The organism is Paenibacillus lignilyticus (assembly GCF_017942085.1).
Classification (GTDB): Bacteria; Bacillota; Bacilli; order Paenibacillales; family Paenibacillaceae; genus Paenibacillus_Z; species Paenibacillus_Z lignilyticus.
This window is the reverse complement of sequence record NZ_JAGKSP010000003.1, coordinates 94,081-111,554: the sequence shown is the minus strand read 5'-3', so window position 1 is coordinate 111,554 and position 17,474 is coordinate 94,081. Positions and strand designations below refer to the sequence as shown.

Below are 17,474 nucleotides of genomic sequence, written 5' to 3'. Positions count from 1 at the left end.
GCGTAGGAGGACGTATTCATTTGAAGCATTTCAAACGGGTACGCCGTTTCCACAACTTGGCGCAAAGGTTTCGTGTAATTCGAAGGACAACGAGATATCTATTTTATACGTTTAGGAGGAAGTCGAATGGAGAAACGTGGAATAAACACCATTGACGATTATATTGCGCAGTTTACCGGTGAGACCAAAGAAATCCTAAATAAGCTTAGAGAACTAATTCACGATTGCGCACCGGAAGCGACTGAAAAGATCAGTTATCAAATGCCGACATTCGCGTTGAACGGCAATTTGGTGCATTTCGCGGCTTTCGAAAAACACATCGGATTCTATCCTACGCCTAGCGGGATAGAAAGGTTTCAAGAGGAACTTTCACCTTATAAAACAGCGAAGGGTTCTGTTCAATTTCCTATTAATAAGCCGATACCCTTCGATTTAATTAAGAAAATGGTAAAGTTTCGGGTTAGTGAGAACCAGCGAAGTAAAGACAATTAATAAGAGTATTGGCGTGTAACAATATGTTCATTGGGCAGGACATGGACAACATTGTATACTGTATATAGACAATCTCGTCCCAGATCGGGTCGAACTAGGAGGTCGAAGTTCATGCAGTTCACTACAACAATGGGCCGATTGCGAATTATTACCCTCTTGGAGGGGCTTTCTTACATTATCTTGCTGTGCATTGCAATGCCGCTGAAGTACGCCGCTGATCTGCCGGAAGCAGTGATGGTGGTCGGCTCGTTACATGGCTTGTTCTTCGTGCTCTATCTGCTGGCGGTTGCACATGTGACGTTCGCTCATCGTTGGTCTATAGGCAAAGTGCTTTTCGCGTTGGGAGCTGCCTTTCTTCCGCTCGGGAATTTCTTGCTGGACCGCCAATTGCTGCGAAAAAAATAAGTCTACTAACTAGGGATGCTAAATGAGAGGGAACTGCTGAAAGTGGCGGTTCTTTTTTTTGTTATGGTATCGGGCATAATAGTACAATGCTTACGTCGACCGTGATTGACAAGCAACCTCAGGGTTGCTTATAATCGATATATGAAATGGGACAGAGACACTATATTCAAAGCACTTGGCGACTCGACTAGGCGGCTTATGTTAGACGAACTATCGGAACGCAACGAGCAAACGTTATATGAACTTACGGTCCGACTCATTACGAAGCACAATCTTGCCATTACGAGACAGGCGATCGCTAAACATCTATCTGTACTGGAAGACGCCGGGTTGATCCAATCAGAAAAAAAAGGAAAATTCCGAATTGTAGTTTTTAATAACGAACCATTAAAAGACCTGCTCAAAGGGTGGATAGAGTAATTCTTATCCAAGACTGCTAGCTTGTTACGGAACACCGACATTGCAATATCATTGGAGGCAGAAAAAGCGATGAAAATCATAGTTACCAGTCTTTTCGTTCAAGATCAAGATAAGGCACTGGCGTTTTATACAGAAATGCTGGGCTTTGTAAAGAAGCATGACATTCCCATGGGGAAGTTTAGGTGGATCGCCCTTGTTTCATCCGATGAGCAAGAAGGAACCGAGCTTATTCTCGAACCGAACGATCATCCTGCCGCCAAAGAGTATCAAAAGAAAATATTTACTGACGGCATCCCAGCCACAATGTTTGGAGTTGCAGATATACATAAAGAGTACAATCGATTATTGGAAATCGGCGTCCATTTTACAATGAAGCCGACCAAAATGGGCGAGTTCACAATAGCTGTCTTTGATGATACATGTGGCAACTTAATTCAAATGATTCATAAGTAACTGGCCAACGTAACAAAGCTGCCGGCACACGATCGGCAGTTTTGTTATGTACAATGGAAACGAAACCATAGCCCCTATTTTCCGTAAAAGTAATGACTCATTGGTAAGCATCAATTAACAGACTCATAAGAAAGGGTGACACATTTGAACAGGTTCAATATTATACGTCCAATCATGCTGATCGCGGTTGCGCTCTTAACTAAGAGTTTGGTTACCAATCTCTGCATGGTGCTGGGAATGGAATCCGAGCCAGCCCAAAACATAGGTTACATCGCCATGTTGATCGCGGGGCTCCTGGTCTTTACTCGAATTCGGAAAAATCAGAGATAGGATTTGCTCCTCGCTCGCATTTCACTATAGGTGCCCGGGAAATGTCCTTTCTTTAAGCTATACGAACGGGATACGATATTTTAAATCCCCTAAACTAAGAAGCTGTTGCAGTCCATCTGCGCCAGCTTCTTTTTTATTGTCAATACTTTGTCCCTGTTCGAATAGGTATAAGCATGTACCTATTGTGAGGGGTGAGCACATGTATTCAGCTGAAATCAGTCGATCGAATCCGTCGTGTATCTTGTTTATTATCGACCAATCCGGATCTATGTCCGATCCGTTCGGGGCAAGCACCAAGGCCGAGAGCGTTTCAGACGCCATCAACCGGTTATTGCAAAATCTCGTTATCAAGTGCGCGAAGTCGGAGGGAATACGCGATTACTATCATGTCGGCGTAATTGGCTATGGCGCCGGTGTCGGGCCGGCGTTCGGAGGAGTTTTAGCGGGGAGAGAAGTGGTGCCGATTAGCGAAATTGCCGATAACCCGTCAAAGCTGGATAAACGTCTGAAAAAAGTTCCCGATGGGGCAGGAGGGTTGGTTGATCAACTCGTCAAGTTTCCGGTCTGGTTTGAGCCGATAGCAAACGGAGGCACGCCGATGTGCGAAGCGGTCAGAGCGGCTCAAACTGTCCTGGCTCAATGGATCAGTGAGTACACGCATTGTTTTCCGCCGGTTGTCATTCATATCACGGACGGCGAATCGACCGACGGCGATCCGACGCATGATATGGAACAATTGAGAACGTTATCGACAGATGACGGAAATGTACTGCTATTCAACCTGCACATTTCCGATAGTCCGAGCGCGGTGGAGCTCCGCTTTCCCGAAACCGCGGATGCGCTGCCTGACGCGTATTCCAGAGTGCTTTACGAAGGCTCAAGTCCGTTAACGCCTTTTATGATCCAAGTCGCTAATCAGGAATACGATTTGAATCTTGCCGATGGAGCGAGAGGTTTTGTGCTCAATGCGGATATAACGCTCGTGATCCAGGCGCTTGATATCGGTACGCGTCCGGCCAATCTTCGGTAGGGCGTAAGTTATGCGAATCGAAAAAGAAAGTTTTATCATGCCGAAGGCAGGGAATCGCAGCGATGAATACGAGGATGCCTCCCATAGCAGCACACATGTTCACAAGGAGACGACAATCTGCAGATTCGCCATAGCGGATGGGGCCAGTGAATCCTCCTATGCTGAACTGTGGGCGAATTTACTGGTAAGCGGTTATTGCTTCGGCAGATTCGGCGGCATGCAGATCCATAAATCGGTTTTCCCCTTATCGAAAGCTTGGCAGAAAAAAACCAACGGCAAAAATCTCCCTTGGTATGCGCAGGAGAAACTCAGCAGCGGAGCGTTTTCCACATTAGCGGGGATCACATTCCGAATTGCGAGGGATGCCGAGTCTGCGGCATTTGACGCGATGGCGGTCGGAGACAGCTGCATTTTTCATGTTCGAGGGGATTCGATGCTCGCCTCATTTCCTTTAAGCAATGTCGATGAGTTTCTACGTCGACCTGTCCTCATCTCCAGTAACACGGCTAATAATGCCCAGCTTAAAGCGTTTGTTCACAGCTGGAGCGGTACCGCCGAAGCAGGAGACGAGTTCTGGTTGATGACCGATGCCCTAGCCTGTTGGCTGTTGACTCGCTACAAGGAAGATCGCAGCGTAATATGGCTGATTCATAAGCTGGGCGGCGAACGTGACTTCAATCATCTCGTGCATGAAGAAAGACGGCGGACTCACCGAGAAGGCCGTTTCTATTTAAGGAACGATGACGTTACCTTCATACGTCTAAAACTGGTAAAAGGGAAGTGAGGCGATGTACTGGCCCACTCCGCAGGATTATAGGGAAGCCATTCAAAATCCGCGTATCTGCTTTAAGGACCCGGAGCTGCAGGCAGGCTTGCCGGAATTGGATAAGCTGGGTTTGCCCCGTCCGATATCGGGAAGCTTCGCCACCGTGTACAAACTGAAGTGTGGTGAACGAGAGTGGGCGGTCAGGTGCTTCACCACCAATGTAAAAGATCAGAAGATCCGTTACGATGCCATCAGCTTGCATTTACGCTCCAATCCTCTCCCGTACCTCGTCCCATTCGAATACCTTTCCGAAGGCGTTCATATCAACGGCCAGTGGTTCCCCGTCGTGAAAATGCAATGGGTGGGGGGAGAGTCGCTGCTCGATTACATGGGTCGGAATTTGCATCGTTCCGACCTGCTGCAAGAACTCTCCGATAAATGGATCATCATGACCCGCGCACTGCGCACGGCCAATATTGGACATGGCGACTTTCAGCATGGAAATATATTGATCAACGATGATGAAATCATTTTGATCGACTACGACGGGATGTACGTCCCCGGGTTAGACGGCATGCCAAGCAATGAGCTCGGTCACCGAAACTATCAACACCCTGGAAGGAATGAGGGGCATTTCGGCCCCTATATCGATCACTTCTCGGCTTGGGTCGTATGGATATCGATCACAGCCGTTTGTGCCGATCCCTCATTATGGCATTCGCTTGAAGCGGGAGAGCTGGAGGAGAGCCTCCTATTTCGAAGGAATGATTATATTAGTCCCGAAACATCACGCGCATTCGAATTACTGGCGCATATGGAAGACGAAACAGTACGATCGTCAGTTAACTCCCTTCGTCAATTCGTTACAGTTGAAGTGCCGGAGGTGCCGAAACTCCACAATCCCGAACCGGAAGAGAAGACTAGGCAGCCTTCAAGCCTTTATATCTCGGCATTCTCTAAGACGACTTCGTTTAAAACTTCACTGACGGCCTTGTATGATCGGCACTTAAAGCGGAAGCCGCAGAAGGCTCTTGCCGTATCGCCGCCTGAAACTTCGTATTCCGGTGGAGCGTCGTGGGTTTTGGACCATATTACGTTGGAAGAGACGCCGCACAAGCAGCCATTACCAAATCTGCTTTTGCAGGAAAGCTTCATTTCCTACCTGATTTTACTCGCAACAGCGTCAGCCGGAACGATTTTGTACAGTAGTGCCCCGGTCTTGGCGCTACTCTTGAGTTCGATACTAGGTGTTGGAACGGAGATCGTTTTTTTAAGCTGGAGATATAGGAAGATTCCCGTCGTCCGGGAGAAGAGAGCCAGGAATGAAAACATGAAGAGGCTGGAGTTTGACCTATCCGTATTGCGAGATGAAATGAACGAATTAAACGAAATTAAGCGTAATTTTAGTCAAATTGAAGAAGAATTGTTAAACGATTGCGTACAGAGGCTCGAGGAAGAGGCTTATCGGGAAAGGCAAGAAACAAAAGTGGTGGAGAAGGAGCTTCATCAATTTTTAAGCGGATTAGTTGGCGAAAGGCGAACTCTTGATCAAGAGGAAAAAACGGAGCTTTCGAGCAAACTGGCCTCATTCCAAAAAAAATGGTTGGAAGAGCAGATAACCAAACATAAGATCAGCCAGGAAACGATTCCGGAAATCGACGATGAGACGAAACGCCGTTTAAGAAAGAACGGTATTCGTACGCCTGCTGATTTCTTGGACATTACGATCAATCAGTCCTATGGCCGCAAACAAATCGACAAGGCCTATTTGATATTAACAAACGGCGGTTCGGTTCATGTAGGCATGAGCCGATCTCAAGCGAAAGCGCTGGTCGACTGGAAAAGAAAAATCGAACGCAGGCATCGATCGAAAATTCCTCAAGTCCTTCCTCGCACTGAAATTTCCGCCATAACGTTAAAGTTTAAAGATCGGAAGTCAACATTAAACGATGCGGAACAAACCTATATAACCGCTGCACAGGAAAAGTTGGATGTGATTAAGCAGACTCACCTTCCGGAACGGGATTCCTTAACGAAGGAAGTGGAGGCTGCCGAAAACCGGCTTATGAACGAGCTTCATCACTTTGACAGGCAAATCGATGAACGAGGTAAACGGTATTCAGACAAAGTGGAGGAATATCATGCACTAAACAAACAAATGGCATCGTACAAGAATGTTCATTTTGCAAGGTACGTAAAGAAAGTATTCCTGTTTCGCAGGTGAATCACGCCGGTCACACTTTTTTTCACTATCTTGCGTACAAGCCCGAACCCTCTCGTTTCAACGCTCATAGAATGAGTAGTAACGAGAGGGGGATGAACGCCATGCTAACACTCTTGAACCGTCTGCGAGGGAAATTTGTCGTGCTTAAAACAGCTTCGGCTGAGGAAATCGGGGGTCGGGTCATTAAAGTAAACAACGGCATAGTCGTATTGAGAACCTTGTTGGGGACCAAAGTATTCGTGCCTTTGAATAAAATCATTGCTGTCATTACAAAGTAAGCGAATAACTGCTTCCAGAAAACGTCCAAGGCTAGGACGTTTTTTGCTTTTGCGATTATGTTCTGACCATCAGGCCCAATTTATCCCTTTTCAAGGGAGGGACTATTTGCTTGTGCGCCAAGTAAACGTCGCGACAGCAGCAAGGCAAAAGCCAGGAAAACGATGATGATAAAACCAAACAACAAGTAATTACCGCCGATGTGGTAGAGCGGGCTGCCTACGATCGGACTGAAAGCCATCCCCATATATCGGAAGAAGTTGTAGGCTCCAACGGCGGTCGCACGGTTCTTCGTGAACGCGTTCGTTAGCAGCGTCGTCTGCACGGGAAGCGAGAACCCGAGTGATAAACCGAAGAAGATGATGCCGGCCAGCAGCCAGCCTAATGAAAATGAATAAGAGATAAGGAAGAACACTACCGAAATCACACATAGATAAGTCGTCAGAACGAGCAGCTTTTCGCCATCCATTCGCGCTTGGATCTTCCCGCCTAAATAACTGCCAACCACGATGCCAAGCGACATCGGCAGAAAGACAAGTCCCTTCTGCTCGGCTGACAAGCCGTATCGATCGCTTAGGATGCTCGGCAGGAAGACAAGAAAATCGTAAAACACATAGTATTGAATAAAGCCAAGATAAATGATGGATGATCCGATCCGATTCTGAAAAATCGCCGCAAAATCCCTCAGTTGAAAACGCCCTGCTTCGACGTTGTCCGGCTTTGTCTCCTTCAAGTAGAGGTAGTTGAAAATCAGCACAAGCATACCTGTTGCCGCAAGAGCGAGAAACACGGAGTGAAAATTAAACATTCCGCTTAGAAAGCCGCCGATAACCGGCCCGAGCACGGGTCCTAGAGAGACCAACATTTGAAAAGTCCCCATCGCTTGTCCGCGCTCTTTTCCATCGAACAAGTCGCTGATGACCGTAACGGCAACGACCGATCCCGCAGCGATTCCGATAGCCTGCAACGCCCGGAAGACGATAAGCAGCTCTATGTTTGCGGAGAAAAAACACCCGATCGAAGCGATAACATACAGTGTTATTCCGAAAAGAATAACTTTGCGGCGCCCCTTTGAATCGGTGAGCGGACCATAGATCATCTGCATGATTGCAAGAAACAAGGTGAACACTGAAATCGTCAAGTTTACGATGAATGAAGTAGAGTGGAGTTCACTGGCGACCTCGGGCAGCACCGGGGTATAAATGGTTTGCGTAAACGGCCCAAGAAATGCGGCAAACGCAACAATATAAAGAATGAGTTTACGATTCATGATGTGCAGTCCCCCTATGAAAATTTATTGTCATCATCATACTTGATCTCAATTATTTATTCCAACGCATTGCATGCTATAATCTCATTGACTGGAAGTAATGAATGGAGCGTGCAATAATGGAACTTCTTCAGCTGCACTATTTTCTGGCGGTAGCTCGTTCTGAACATGTGACCGAAGCTGCCCGGACACTGCATGTTACGCAATCGTCATTAAGCAAAACGATTCAGCGCCTGGAGGAAGATCTGGGGGTTTCACTATTCGACCGGGTAGGCAGGAAGCTGCAATTGAACGAGTTCGGAAGAAGGTTTCTTCGACGCGCAGAGAGGGCTTTGTTCGAATTGGAACAGGGGAAACTGGAGCTAAGCGAATTATCGAGCCCCGATCATGGCACGCTTGAATTGGGGGTAACCAGCGCAAGCGTGTTACCGAGTATCCTTAGGGAATTTCGAAAAAAGCGGCCCAATATTCAGTTTCACGTACAAATGCTCACCACACAGGAGATGATCATGCTTCTGGAGAGAGGGGAAGTCGATTATTGTTTGTCCTCGCCTCCGGTCGAACGGGATGACATCGAATGTCAAATCGTATACATCGACCCCATCCTTGTCGCCGTTCCAATTGGGCATCGGCTTGCGGATCGAGGAAGCGTATCGTTGACCGAGCTGCGAGATGAATGTTTTGTCGGCGTGAAAGTCGGATATGGTACCCGCGATTTAATAGACGAGGTTTGTAAATCGCTTGGATTTGTACCTCGTTATGTGTACGAAGGGGATGAACCGGCAAGATTGGTCAATCTGGTGGAAGCCGAAATTGGCATCGCCTTCATCCCGAGCACGGCAAGAAATGAGCGAGCACAAATCAAATATCTCCAGGTAGAGACGCACGAAGTGGTGCGCAAAATCGCATTATTGTGGCACAAAAGTCGCTATATTTCGCCGGCCGCGATGGAATTTCGCGATGTGGTTATCGAATATTTCGAGTCCAGAAACCAATCCGATCATTGAATTCCATAAATTAAACAGCAAAAATCACAGCCGTATGCGGCTGTGATTTTTTGTTTGGTAGAGTCAAAGCCTCGAGAAGAGATTAACCACCGGTGCCCTGGGCAAAAAAGTCGCGCGTCTCTTGGCGAGCCTTAGGAGTTAGCACGCGATCCAGCTCTTCGTTCAGCCATATCAACGACTTATTCCGGAGTTGATTACGCATGGTTTCCTCGGCATCGCGCATCGTTAAGTTAATGACGCAGGGAGTGGCTCTGGTGCACGCCGCATACTCCTCGTCACGGCACAAATAACTGTTGTCCTTAATATTTTTGCATTGAAAAATTGGGGACTTGCCTTCAACGGCTTCGACGACATCCCAAAACGAGATTTCCGCAGGAGGCTTGGCTAATTTATAGCCGCCTTTTACCCCGGGAACGGAACGAACGATACCCGCCTTCGTTAATTTTCCGAAAATCTTGGACAAATAGGTCTCCGAAATGCCTTGAAACGCAGAGAGCTCTTTAATCCCTATAGTCGCATCAGACGGAGTGTCGATTAAATATACCAAGCAATGCAGCGCATATTCAACACCTATACTGTACTGCATGCAAACACCTGCTTTCTGAACTCAAAACGTAATACTAACATCTTAGGTGGATTCATAACCCTTGTCAATCGAGGCTTGGCGGAATTTGCAAGTCGAAATGCGTTGTCCGGTCGATTGACAAGCCCGACGTTAATCGCTATATTATAGACAATGTTTATAGGCGATAAACATTGTCGACGATTGTGGAACAGCTCAGAGAACAAAAATAACGGAGGTTAGACTGCATGAACAAGCATCCAGAAGCAGCAATGGAACGCACAGCTATTTCCCACCGGAATGAAGAAATCGAATGGCAACAAGTGGAACACGTGCCGGGAGAACGAATTTGTATTCGCGTCAAAGGCGAAGATACCAATGGCGCATACTCCATTTTGGATCTGGTCAAGGACTCTTCCTATGGTTCATCGTACGGACCACCTATTCATATTCATGAAAGAACCGACGAGATATTCCGCGTCATTGCGGGAAAAGCGCGATTCTACTTGGACGGCAAAGAACTCGATGCGGAAGCGGGGGATATCGTTGTCGTTCCAAAGGGTACGGCGCACACTTTCGCTAATTTTGACTTGGAAACGCCGCTGCATTTGCAGATTACGTTTACTCCCGCGGGAGATGAGCTCGCATTCCAGGATTGTGTCGGTAAAACAATCGAAGAAATAATCGAACTGTCCAGAACCAAATATCAGGTCATCTTCACGGGACCGCCACTTGAAAATAAATGAGGCCTAACATCGTGACAACACATCGTGACCAACCCGTAATAGATCTACATGGCATTTTTCAGCAGAACGAGGAATCGGAGTGGATCGACTTGATCCACACTCCCGGAGAAAGGTACAGAATTCGGGTAAAAGGCGAAGAAACCAATGGAACCTACTCCTTAATTGAAGTCATTATGGACCCGAAGAATGAGCCGCCGTACGGACCTATGCTACACATTCATCAGAGGACGGACGAAATATTCCGCATCCTGGAAGGAAAGGCTCGATTTCATGTGAATGGAGCGGAGTTCAACGCGGAAGTGGGAGATATCGTCAATATTCCGAAAGGAACTCCTCATGCTTTCGCTAATTTTGGCGCCTCTCGGTTACATGTACAGATCATGTTTACTCCCGGAGGAGAAGAAGCCTTTTGGCAGTCAATAAACGGGTTGCCATTAGACCAAATGGAAGAAATATGTAAAACCTTTCACGTACTTATAGTGGGACCGCCACTTCATAAATAACCTTGCGAACTTCATATCCATTTCAATTCATTAAAGAGCCACTAGGAGGAAATAATTATGTCAGCACTATTGGATGTCATGGGACCGCGTATTCAACTGTTAACGGATTTGTCGGAAAATAGGGACTATTCCCTTATGAAGGCTGAAGTTCCACCGGGTGTTATCGTACCTGTTCATAGTCATGACGATCGCGAAACTTTTGTCGTACTTTCGGGCGAGCTCGAAGCTTTCACGGAAGACAGTTGGAGAACGGTTACGGCAGGAGATACGATTGATATTCCGGGGAACGTAAAGCACGCTTGGCGAAATTCCTCGAGTGAAACCGTAACCTTGTTAGTCGCATCGACTGTGAAAATGGGAGAGTTTTTTAGTGAAATCGGCCGTCCCGCCGATACGGTACCACCGGGTCCGCCTGCACCGGAAGTTGTAATGCATTTCGTTACAGTAGCACTAGCTTACGGTTATTGGCTCGGCACCCCCGAAGATAATGCTTCTATCGGTATCTCGCTGGGATAACAAGCTTTAAGGCTGGAAATCCGCTCTGCAAAGCGGATTTCTTTTTTTGCGGCATTGCTTCACTCTTCCTCAATTCCCATTGCAATTGGATTGACAGAACCTCATCAAAAGCATATATTATGGACATAGTTAATCGACGATATATATTATCGTCAATAAAGAGATTATCATAAGGGAGAGATTCGATATGAATAAATTGCTAATCATTAATGCCCATCCGAAAGTAGAATCCGCATCTTCCGTCAGCACGAATGTTCTTCAACATTTTGTGAAGACCTATAAAGAGATGAATCCAAGTGATTCCATCGAACAAATTAATCTATACAGCGAAGAAGTACCCGCGGTCGATCAAACGGTACTGAGCGCATGGGACAAGCTGGCAAAAGGCGAGCCGATTAACGCCGAAGAACAGAAAGTGACATCGCGCATGGCTGAGATCCTGCAACAATTTAAAAGCGCCAATAAGTATGTCATCGCAATGCCGCTGCATAACTTCAATATTTCATCCAAACTCAAAGATTATATGGATAACATCCTGATCCCTCGCGAAACGTTCAAATATACGGAGAATGGTTCGGTAGGGCTGCTGAAGGACGGTCGAAGCCTTCTTGTTATCCAAGGAAGCGGCGCCGTGTACACGAATAATGATTGGTATACGGAAGTTGAATTTTCTCATAAATATCTCAAATCGATGTTTCAATTCCTGGGGGTTGAAGATTATCAGATCATCCGAGCTCAAGGGACAGCTGTTCTAAATCGGGATGAAATATTGGAAAAAGCCTATAAGGAAGCTGAGGGAGCCGCGACCTATTTTTCCAAAATGCCGGTTCAGAAATGAAAAAGAATACCGGAGAATTATTGCTTGGTATCATGGTCTTTACGCTTATTATCTCTGTTATGAGCGCAAACATGTTTAATGTTGTACTTCCAACTATCAGCAAGGAGTTTTATCTTACGCCATCCCAAGTAAGCTGGATGATAACAGGTTACATGATTGTATATGCAATCGGCTCCGTAACTTATGGGAAATTGTCACAAAGCTATAGCTTGAAGAGTTTGTTAACTTTTGGGTTGCTGTTTTTTGCAATTGGATCCATTGTAGGTTTAGTGGCCATTGAATATTGGATGGTTATTGCGGGACGCATCGTACAGGCAGCCGGTGCATCGGTCATTCCCGCGATTGCCATGATCATTCCGGTTCGTTACTTTTCAACGGAACGGCGGGGGCGTGCGCTGGGTACCGTTGCAATCGGGTTCGCACTCGGTTCGGCGCTCGGTCCGATCCTTGCCGGGGTGGTGAGCAGTGCATGGAACTGGCGCATTTTATTTGTTATTTCACTTTTATCCCTCTTTACGTTGCCGCTGTATCGAAAGTATTTAGACGATGAAAAGGGAGTCGCCGGCAAAATGGACTTTATTGGCGGATCACTGTTGGCAGGCGCTGTTGCCCTTCTGTTACTTGCTTTAACAGGCGGAAATATAGGGTTTGCCTTGGCAGGGGCTATTATTCTCTTTTTTTTCATATTGCGTATCCGCTATGCTTCAGCACCATTTATTAACCCGGCATTATTCCGGAACAGACCGTTTTCTTTCGGGCTGCTGATTACTTTCGTGATGCTCGGCATTAACTTTGCCATTCAATTCATTACACCGCAATTGCTTGCTTCCGTAAACCACTTGTCGCCGGTATTCATCGGAATGGTTATGCTGCCGTCAGCCTTGGTGGCCGCGTTTTTGGGTCGAGGAGGCGGCAAATTGGCGGATGATAAGGGAAATCCGTTTCTTGTGTATACGGCAGCGTCGCTTCTGATAATCGGTTTCATTTGTTTGTCTTCAATTGTTGGCATGTCGCCGGTCTATATCGCGATTTTTCTGATTTTCAGTGTACTGGGTCAATCGTTCATGCAGATCGCGATGTCGAACACCGTTTCACGAACGTTATCAAATGAACATATAGGCGTAGGACTGGGACTGTACAATATGGTCACATTTATATCTTTGGCTGCATCAACGGCAACAATCGGCAAAGTACTGGATTTCGGCACATCGGCCGTTCGTATAAATCCAATTCCTCAGGATAGCACTACATTCGTATATAGCAATATTTTCTTGGCACTGGCTGTTCTGATCGTTCTGATGGCGTCACTTTATTATGTGGAATTTGGTCGAGCAGCTAAAATGAGCAAGGGCGACAAGATGGATAGCAAAACAGTTGCTTAGTTGATAAGACAGCGAAATCCGAATCCTAAAAAACACTAAGGATCTTTCCTTAGTGTTTTTTGTGCGGCTTTGTAGGTATCGGATTGAGCTCATAATATTTTTTGGAGTTGACAATCCAGAAAATGATTGTTAGTATGAGGTTCGAACAAGAATGGATTAAACACTCCAAAAAACGAAGGGGATAAAATAGTATGAATACGAAACAAGCTACAGCACTTATTACAGGAGGAACAAGCGGCATTGGTCGAGCAGTTGCGAATAAGCTTGCCGCACAAGGCATTCATGTCGTGGTTGCGGGGCGCAATGGGGAGCGTGGCGAACAGACAGTTGCGGCTATCCGCGCAGCGGGAGGAAAGGCAGATTTCGTGCAGACGGATCTATTCGACGCGTCGAGCGCGAGGCTCCTGGCGAAGCGCGCAGTCGAACTGGGTAACGGCCTAGTCGACATTCTTGTCAACAATGCAGGAGTCTTCCCGTTTGGTCCGACGCATGAAACGACGGAGGAAGATTTTGAACGCGTCTACGCGCTGAACGTCAAAGCTCCCTATTTTTTAGTCGCCGAACTGGCGCCGCTGATGGCGGAAAGTGGAAAGGGGACCATCGTCAACATATCGACGATGCTCGCCGATTACGGAATGTCCGGTATGAGTCTATATGGTTCAAGCAAAGCGGCTGTTAGCCTACTCACCAAATCGTGGGCAGCTGAATACGGCCCGAAAGGTGTCCGTGTCAATACCGTCAGCCCAGGACCTACGAGAACCGAGGGAACGAATGCAATGGGCGAAGGTCTTGATCAACTTGCTGCCCAAGCGCCGGCAGGCCGTCCTGCTTCCGCGGATGAGATTGCCGAGGCGGTCGTCTTTCTTGCGACGGATCGTGCCAGCTTCATTCACGGAGCTAATCTTGCCGTCGACGGCGGACAAACCGCTGTATAAGTGATCCATTCGTTCAGGTCACGTCACAACGACTTTTTATGGATTGTATAATCCAATTTTGTTATACTACATGCATGGATACTATAACGGATGTCAAAACAAGTGAACAACGTCTGACGAAAAAGGGAAAAGAAACACGCGCACGTATCGTCGCCGCCGCGGCCAAATTGATGTTTGATCGCGGCGTTGCCGGTACAAGCGTGGAAGACGTGCAGCGGGAGGCCAAGGTCAGCGCCTCTCAGCTGTACCACTATTTCAAGGAGAAGCGAGATCTCGTATTAGCGGTCATTGTGTATCAGACCGAACAAGTGTTGGATGCTCAGGAGCCTCTGCTCAGCCGGTTAGACAGTATGGAAGGGCTTCGAATGTGGCGCGATGCCATTGTGAAGCTTCAGATTGAACGGCATTTCCAAGGAGGCTGTTCGATTGGCTCTCTTGCAAGTGCACTGGCAGATACAGATCCGGCAGCTCGCAGCGAGCTCGTAGCCGGATTTATGCAGTGGGAACTTGCTATCCGCAAAGGACTTCGCGCTATGTATGACCGGGGAGAGCTGAGAGCCGATGCGGACCCGAATCATCTCGCGCTGGCGCTGCTGACTGCGCTTCAGGGAGGCCTTCTTCTTACTCAAGTTCGAAAAGAGACGAGCCCGCTCGAAGCGGTATTGGACGCCATGCTCGCTCATATTCACACGTTCATCGTCTGACATATCATCATTGCCGCCGCGTTCGCGCGGCTTTTTTTTTGCAATTGTGGGATAATTATTCGGCTTTTCTAGGAACCTAATGAGAAGGATCATCCAATAACTCTCTGAAGGGGCGTACCTACGATTGAATATCAACAGCTGCAAGATTTGGTTTCGTTTGGCGATGCTTGTGGCTTTAACCTTGGTATTGACGACGTTCGTCTCGATGACCCAAACGGTTAACGCGATTTCACATAGAGCTCCACATGAATCCGAAGCGGATTCGAAAGCCATTCGACCGTTTCAGGTGCATATTCCGGAGGCGGAGCTTACCGATTTGCGCAGGCGTATACTTGCGACAAGATGGCCGGATAAAGAAACGGTATCGGATCAAACGCAAGGCACGCAGCTTGCAACGATGAAGAACTTAGCCCATTATTGGGCGAACGATTACGATTGGCGCAAATTCGAGGCCAAGCTGAACGCTCTGCCGATGTTCGTTACCACTATCGATGGGGAGGACATTCACTTCATTCACGTCCGATCGAAGCATGAAGATGCGATGCCGATCCTCATTATGCACGGATGGCCGGGCTCGATTGTCGAGAAGCTGAAGATTATCGACCCATTGACTAATCCCACAGCCTATGGCGGTAAGGCATCGGATGCGTTCGATGTCGTCATTCCGTCGATGCCTGGCTTTGGTTTTTCGGGCAAACCGACCACGACCGGTTGGGGTCCCGATCGCATTGCCCGTGCTTATGGAGAGCTGATGAATCGTCTAGGTTACAAGAAGTATGTGGCGCAAGGAGGCGACTGGGGCGCTATTATAGCGGAGGTAATGGGTGTCCAGCAGCCTAGTGGACTGATCGGCATTCACACCAACTTGCCATTTGTCGTTCCTTCCGAAATCGAGAAGGCGATTCAAGCTGGCAAGGGTTGCCCACCTGATCTAACGGGCGAAGAAAAACGTGCATGCGAGCAGCTGGACTTCTTTTACAAGCATGTTGGATACGCTTTGATGATGGGCACGCGTCCGCAGACGCTTACGGGACTCGCGGATTCGCCAATCGGCATGGCTGCCTTTATGCTGGACCATGACGCGAAGAGTTTGGAGATGATCACTAAAGCTTTCAACGGGCAACCAGAGGGCCTGTCCCGGGACGCTGTCCTAGACAACATTACGCTCTATTGGTTGACGAATACGCCGATTTCTTCCGCTCGCCTCTACTGGGAGAATAAATATCCGTTCTTTGGCACCTATGGTGTCAAACTTCCCGTTGCTGTGAGCGTGTTTCCCGACGAGGTTTATGAAGCGCCGAAGAGCTGGACCCAAAAGGCGTATCCGAATCTCATCTATTACAATAAGCTCGATAAAGGCGGACACTTCGCGGCGTGGGAGCAGCCGATGCTTTTTGTGGATGAACTACGCAATGGACTCAGGCCGCTGCGCTAATTTAGCTCCGGAACAACGAATAAGCTGCCGACCGGTTCGGCAGCTTATTTTCGCATCCCATATTCAGCATTCTCATGCCGAGCTGTCCTTCTTCATCAGTCGACCGTTATTTCTCCATTTGGCCGCTACGATGAAGAGTGCGGGAAACGCCACGGCGAATAAGGAGTAGTATTCGAACATATAGTTTCTGATCCAATCGAGATTTACAACGATATTCGTAAAGAGCATCGAATAAGCAGAAATGACCCACACCATCGGATAAATGACGGCGTTTCGCTTCTCGATTTTGAACAACTGGCAGATGCCTAAAACAGCGCAATAGAAAAGCACGCACAGCTTCATACAAACTACCAGCACGATATTCACGGCCAGAATCGCTTCCAAATGCTCGATGAAGCCGGTAAATCTCATTTCGCGGAAAATCGAAAAGATGGGGTAAACCAATTTCTGGCCGCGATACACGCCCAGAACTCCAATCGAAATAAAAACGCAAGCAGTCAACATTGCGCCGGAGAAAGCGATTCCCGTAATAAACGCGATATTCACTTTCCTCTGCACGTACGGAATAAACATCAAGAACGCCACCGTCTCCATGAAAGGGAATGCCAACACATATCGGGTTTGAATAACGGCGTCGCTCAGATGTAAAGGGTAGCTGACGTGAAAATAACGCCAATTCCACTCCCGCAGCATGATGACTGTCGGAACCCAGAACGCTAAATAGAGGTAAGGCACCAGAAGCTCGTTCACCAAGGCGATTGATTCGATCCCCTTCGACACGGCGTACGCACTGACGAGCAAGATCATGATATGGAATAACGAAATCGGTGTGCGCGGCATGAGGTTAATGTGCATGAAGTCGCCAAGGTTGCGGGTTACCCAAGAGGCAATTTGGATGAAAAAGACGATATACAGCAACGAGACGAAGCTGCCTGCCCACTTGCCGAAAGCTTGCAAAGCGATCTCGACTAGCGACTTTCCCGGATAGAGCTTGGCCAGGTACAAGTAGCCGAAAGCAAGCAACATCCCATACAAGGTCGCCCAAATGACGACAACCCAACCATATTGTTTTGCGTTCGAGATGATGGGGCCGGGGAGCAGCATGAACGCGGTTCCGATGACATAGACTTGCGTCAACAAATGAAACTGCCACGCGCTTAGCCGCACGGATTCCATATGC

The 17,474-nt window shown here is 47.6% G+C and carries 20 protein-coding genes; 17 read left to right on the top strand and 3 right to left on the bottom strand.

Features of this window, described 5'->3' with window-relative positions:
• The first annotated feature begins 126 nt into the window (after window positions 1-126).
• The 8 genes from I8J30_RS10045 (at window position 127) to I8J30_RS10010 (ending at window position 6,398) form a co-directional block, all read left to right on the top strand.
• The gene (locus I8J30_RS10045; protein WP_210657823.1) at window positions 127-492 is read left to right on the top strand and encodes an iron chaperone; all 366 of its coding nucleotides are present in this window, start codon (window positions 127-129) and stop codon (window positions 490-492) included.
• A 111-nt stretch (window positions 493-603) separates the two neighbouring features.
• Window positions 604-897: a DUF3817 domain-containing protein gene (locus I8J30_RS10040; protein ID WP_210657821.1), complete on the top strand. Its 294-nt coding sequence runs from the start codon at window positions 604-606 to the stop codon at window positions 895-897.
• Window positions 898-1,038: 141 nt separating this feature from the next.
• On the top strand, window positions 1,039-1,317 hold the full coding sequence (locus I8J30_RS10035) for an ArsR/SmtB family transcription factor (RefSeq protein WP_210657819.1): 279 nt from the start codon (window positions 1,039-1,041) through the stop codon (window positions 1,315-1,317).
• A gap of 69 nt (window positions 1,318-1,386) precedes the next feature.
• Window positions 1,387-1,770, top strand: a complete 384-nt coding sequence (locus tag I8J30_RS10030) for a VOC family protein (protein ID WP_210657817.1) — start codon at window positions 1,387-1,389, stop codon at window positions 1,768-1,770.
• 529 nt (window positions 1,771-2,299) lie between these two features.
• On the top strand, window positions 2,300-3,130 hold the full coding sequence (locus tag I8J30_RS10025; RefSeq protein WP_210657815.1) for a vWA domain-containing protein: 831 nt from the start codon (window positions 2,300-2,302) through the stop codon (window positions 3,128-3,130).
• A gap of 37 nt (window positions 3,131-3,167) precedes the next feature.
• Window positions 3,168-3,914 carry a protein phosphatase 2C domain-containing protein gene (locus tag I8J30_RS10020; RefSeq protein WP_210657813.1) on the top strand — a complete coding sequence of 249 codons (747 nt, stop codon included), beginning with the start codon at window positions 3,168-3,170 and terminating at the stop codon, window positions 3,912-3,914.
• 4 nt (window positions 3,915-3,918) lie between these two features.
• Window positions 3,919-6,120 (top strand): protein kinase family protein, encoded by a 2,202-nt coding sequence (locus I8J30_RS10015; protein WP_210657811.1) that lies wholly within the window; start codon window positions 3,919-3,921, stop codon window positions 6,118-6,120.
• A gap of 101 nt (window positions 6,121-6,221) precedes the next feature.
• On the top strand, window positions 6,222-6,398 hold the full coding sequence (locus I8J30_RS10010; protein WP_210657809.1) for a hypothetical protein: 177 nt from the start codon (window positions 6,222-6,224) through the stop codon (window positions 6,396-6,398).
• An 80-nt stretch (window positions 6,399-6,478) separates the two neighbouring features.
• Here the strand turns inward: I8J30_RS10010 and I8J30_RS10005 are convergent, their stop codons facing one another.
• Window positions 6,479-7,666, bottom strand: a complete 1,188-nt coding sequence (locus I8J30_RS10005; protein WP_210657807.1) for an MFS transporter — start codon at window positions 7,664-7,666, stop codon at window positions 6,479-6,481.
• Between the two features lie 119 nt (window positions 7,667-7,785).
• On the opposite strand from I8J30_RS10005, the gene I8J30_RS10000 reads away from it, so the two are divergent.
• Window positions 7,786-8,673, top strand: a complete 888-nt coding sequence (locus tag I8J30_RS10000) for a LysR family transcriptional regulator (protein WP_210657805.1) — start codon at window positions 7,786-7,788, stop codon at window positions 8,671-8,673.
• An 82-nt stretch (window positions 8,674-8,755) separates the two neighbouring features.
• On the opposite strand, the gene I8J30_RS09995 is transcribed toward I8J30_RS10000, so the two are convergent.
• Complete coding sequence (locus I8J30_RS09995) at window positions 8,756-9,259, bottom strand: RrF2 family transcriptional regulator (protein ID WP_210657804.1); 504 nt, start codon at window positions 9,257-9,259, stop codon at window positions 8,756-8,758.
• 224 nt (window positions 9,260-9,483) lie between these two features.
• Here I8J30_RS09995 and I8J30_RS09990 point away from each other — a divergent pair, with 224 nt between their 5' ends.
• The 8 genes from I8J30_RS09990 to I8J30_RS09955 all read left to right on the top strand — a co-directional run bounded on the left by I8J30_RS09990 (window position 9,484) and on the right by I8J30_RS09955 (window position 16,294).
• Entirely contained in the window at window positions 9,484-9,981 is a 498-nt protein-coding gene (locus tag I8J30_RS09990; protein ID WP_210657802.1) for a cupin domain-containing protein, read from the top strand.
• Window positions 9,982-9,992: 11 nt separating this feature from the next.
• A complete protein-coding gene (locus I8J30_RS33955; RefSeq protein WP_210657799.1) occupies window positions 9,993-10,484 on the top strand; it encodes a cupin domain-containing protein in 492 nt (163 codons plus the stop codon).
• 57 nt (window positions 10,485-10,541) lie between these two features.
• Complete coding sequence (locus I8J30_RS09980; protein ID WP_210657797.1) at window positions 10,542-11,000, top strand: cupin domain-containing protein; 459 nt, start codon at window positions 10,542-10,544, stop codon at window positions 10,998-11,000.
• A 187-nt stretch (window positions 11,001-11,187) separates the two neighbouring features.
• Window positions 11,188-11,838, top strand: a complete 651-nt coding sequence (locus I8J30_RS09975; protein ID WP_210657796.1) for an FMN-dependent NADH-azoreductase — start codon at window positions 11,188-11,190, stop codon at window positions 11,836-11,838.
• Window positions 11,835-13,220 (top strand): MFS transporter, encoded by a 1,386-nt coding sequence (locus I8J30_RS09970; RefSeq protein WP_210657794.1) that lies wholly within the window; start codon window positions 11,835-11,837, stop codon window positions 13,218-13,220. The genes I8J30_RS09975 and I8J30_RS09970 overlap by 4 nt, the downstream gene beginning before the upstream one ends.
• 191 nt (window positions 13,221-13,411) lie before the next feature.
• Entirely contained in the window at window positions 13,412-14,155 is a 744-nt protein-coding gene (locus I8J30_RS09965) for an SDR family NAD(P)-dependent oxidoreductase (RefSeq protein ID WP_210657792.1), read from the top strand.
• Window positions 14,156-14,229: 74 nt separating this feature from the next.
• Window positions 14,230-14,859, top strand: a complete 630-nt coding sequence (locus I8J30_RS09960) for a TetR/AcrR family transcriptional regulator (RefSeq protein WP_240548012.1) — start codon at window positions 14,230-14,232, stop codon at window positions 14,857-14,859.
• Between the two features lie 124 nt (window positions 14,860-14,983).
• Window positions 14,984-16,294, top strand: coding sequence for an epoxide hydrolase family protein (locus I8J30_RS09955; RefSeq protein WP_240548011.1), 1,311 nt, complete (start codon window positions 14,984-14,986; stop codon window positions 16,292-16,294).
• A 72-nt stretch (window positions 16,295-16,366) separates the two neighbouring features.
• Here I8J30_RS09955 and I8J30_RS09950 read toward each other — a convergent pair whose 3' ends face one another.
• A complete protein-coding gene (locus I8J30_RS09950) occupies window positions 16,367-17,470 on the bottom strand; it encodes a GerAB/ArcD/ProY family transporter (RefSeq protein WP_210657788.1) in 1,104 nt (367 codons plus the stop codon).
• Window positions 17,471-17,474 lie beyond the last annotated feature (4 nt).

What these genes read in the sequence shown, in the direction of transcription:
- I8J30_RS10045 (WP_210657823.1), top strand. Translation starts at nt 127, where the DNA reads ATGGAGAAACGTGGAATAAACACCATTGACGATTATATTGCGCAGTTT.
- I8J30_RS10040 (WP_210657821.1), top strand. Translation starts at nt 604, where the DNA reads ATGCAGTTCACTACAACAATGGGCCGATTGCGAATTATTACCCTCTTG.
- I8J30_RS10035 (WP_210657819.1), top strand. Translation starts at nt 1,039, where the DNA reads ATGAAATGGGACAGAGACACTATATTCAAAGCACTTGGCGACTCGACT.
- I8J30_RS10030 (WP_210657817.1), top strand. Translation starts at nt 1,387, where the DNA reads ATGAAAATCATAGTTACCAGTCTTTTCGTTCAAGATCAAGATAAGGCA.
- I8J30_RS10025 (WP_210657815.1), top strand. Translation starts at nt 2,300, where the DNA reads ATGTATTCAGCTGAAATCAGTCGATCGAATCCGTCGTGTATCTTGTTT.
- I8J30_RS10020 (WP_210657813.1), top strand. Translation starts at nt 3,168, where the DNA reads ATGCCGAAGGCAGGGAATCGCAGCGATGAATACGAGGATGCCTCCCAT.
- I8J30_RS10015 (WP_210657811.1), top strand. Translation starts at nt 3,919, where the DNA reads ATGTACTGGCCCACTCCGCAGGATTATAGGGAAGCCATTCAAAATCCG.
- I8J30_RS10010 (WP_210657809.1), top strand. Translation starts at nt 6,222, where the DNA reads ATGCTAACACTCTTGAACCGTCTGCGAGGGAAATTTGTCGTGCTTAAA.
- I8J30_RS10005 (WP_210657807.1), bottom strand. Translation starts at nt 7,666, where the DNA reads ATGAATCGTAAACTCATTCTTTATATTGTTGCGTTTGCCGCATTTCTT.
- I8J30_RS10000 (WP_210657805.1), top strand. Translation starts at nt 7,786, where the DNA reads ATGGAACTTCTTCAGCTGCACTATTTTCTGGCGGTAGCTCGTTCTGAA.
- I8J30_RS09995 (WP_210657804.1), bottom strand. Translation starts at nt 9,259, where the DNA reads ATGCAGTACAGTATAGGTGTTGAATATGCGCTGCATTGCTTGGTATAT.
- I8J30_RS09990 (WP_210657802.1), top strand. Translation starts at nt 9,484, where the DNA reads ATGAACAAGCATCCAGAAGCAGCAATGGAACGCACAGCTATTTCCCAC.
- I8J30_RS09980 (WP_210657797.1), top strand. Translation starts at nt 10,542, where the DNA reads ATGTCAGCACTATTGGATGTCATGGGACCGCGTATTCAACTGTTAACG.
- I8J30_RS09975 (WP_210657796.1), top strand. Translation starts at nt 11,188, where the DNA reads ATGAATAAATTGCTAATCATTAATGCCCATCCGAAAGTAGAATCCGCA.
- I8J30_RS09970 (WP_210657794.1), top strand. Translation starts at nt 11,835, where the DNA reads ATGAAAAAGAATACCGGAGAATTATTGCTTGGTATCATGGTCTTTACG.
- I8J30_RS09965 (WP_210657792.1), top strand. Translation starts at nt 13,412, where the DNA reads ATGAATACGAAACAAGCTACAGCACTTATTACAGGAGGAACAAGCGGC.
- I8J30_RS09960 (WP_240548012.1), top strand. Translation starts at nt 14,230, where the DNA reads ATGGATACTATAACGGATGTCAAAACAAGTGAACAACGTCTGACGAAA.
- I8J30_RS09950 (WP_210657788.1), bottom strand. Translation starts at nt 17,470, where the DNA reads ATGGAATCCGTGCGGCTAAGCGCGTGGCAGTTTCATTTGTTGACGCAA.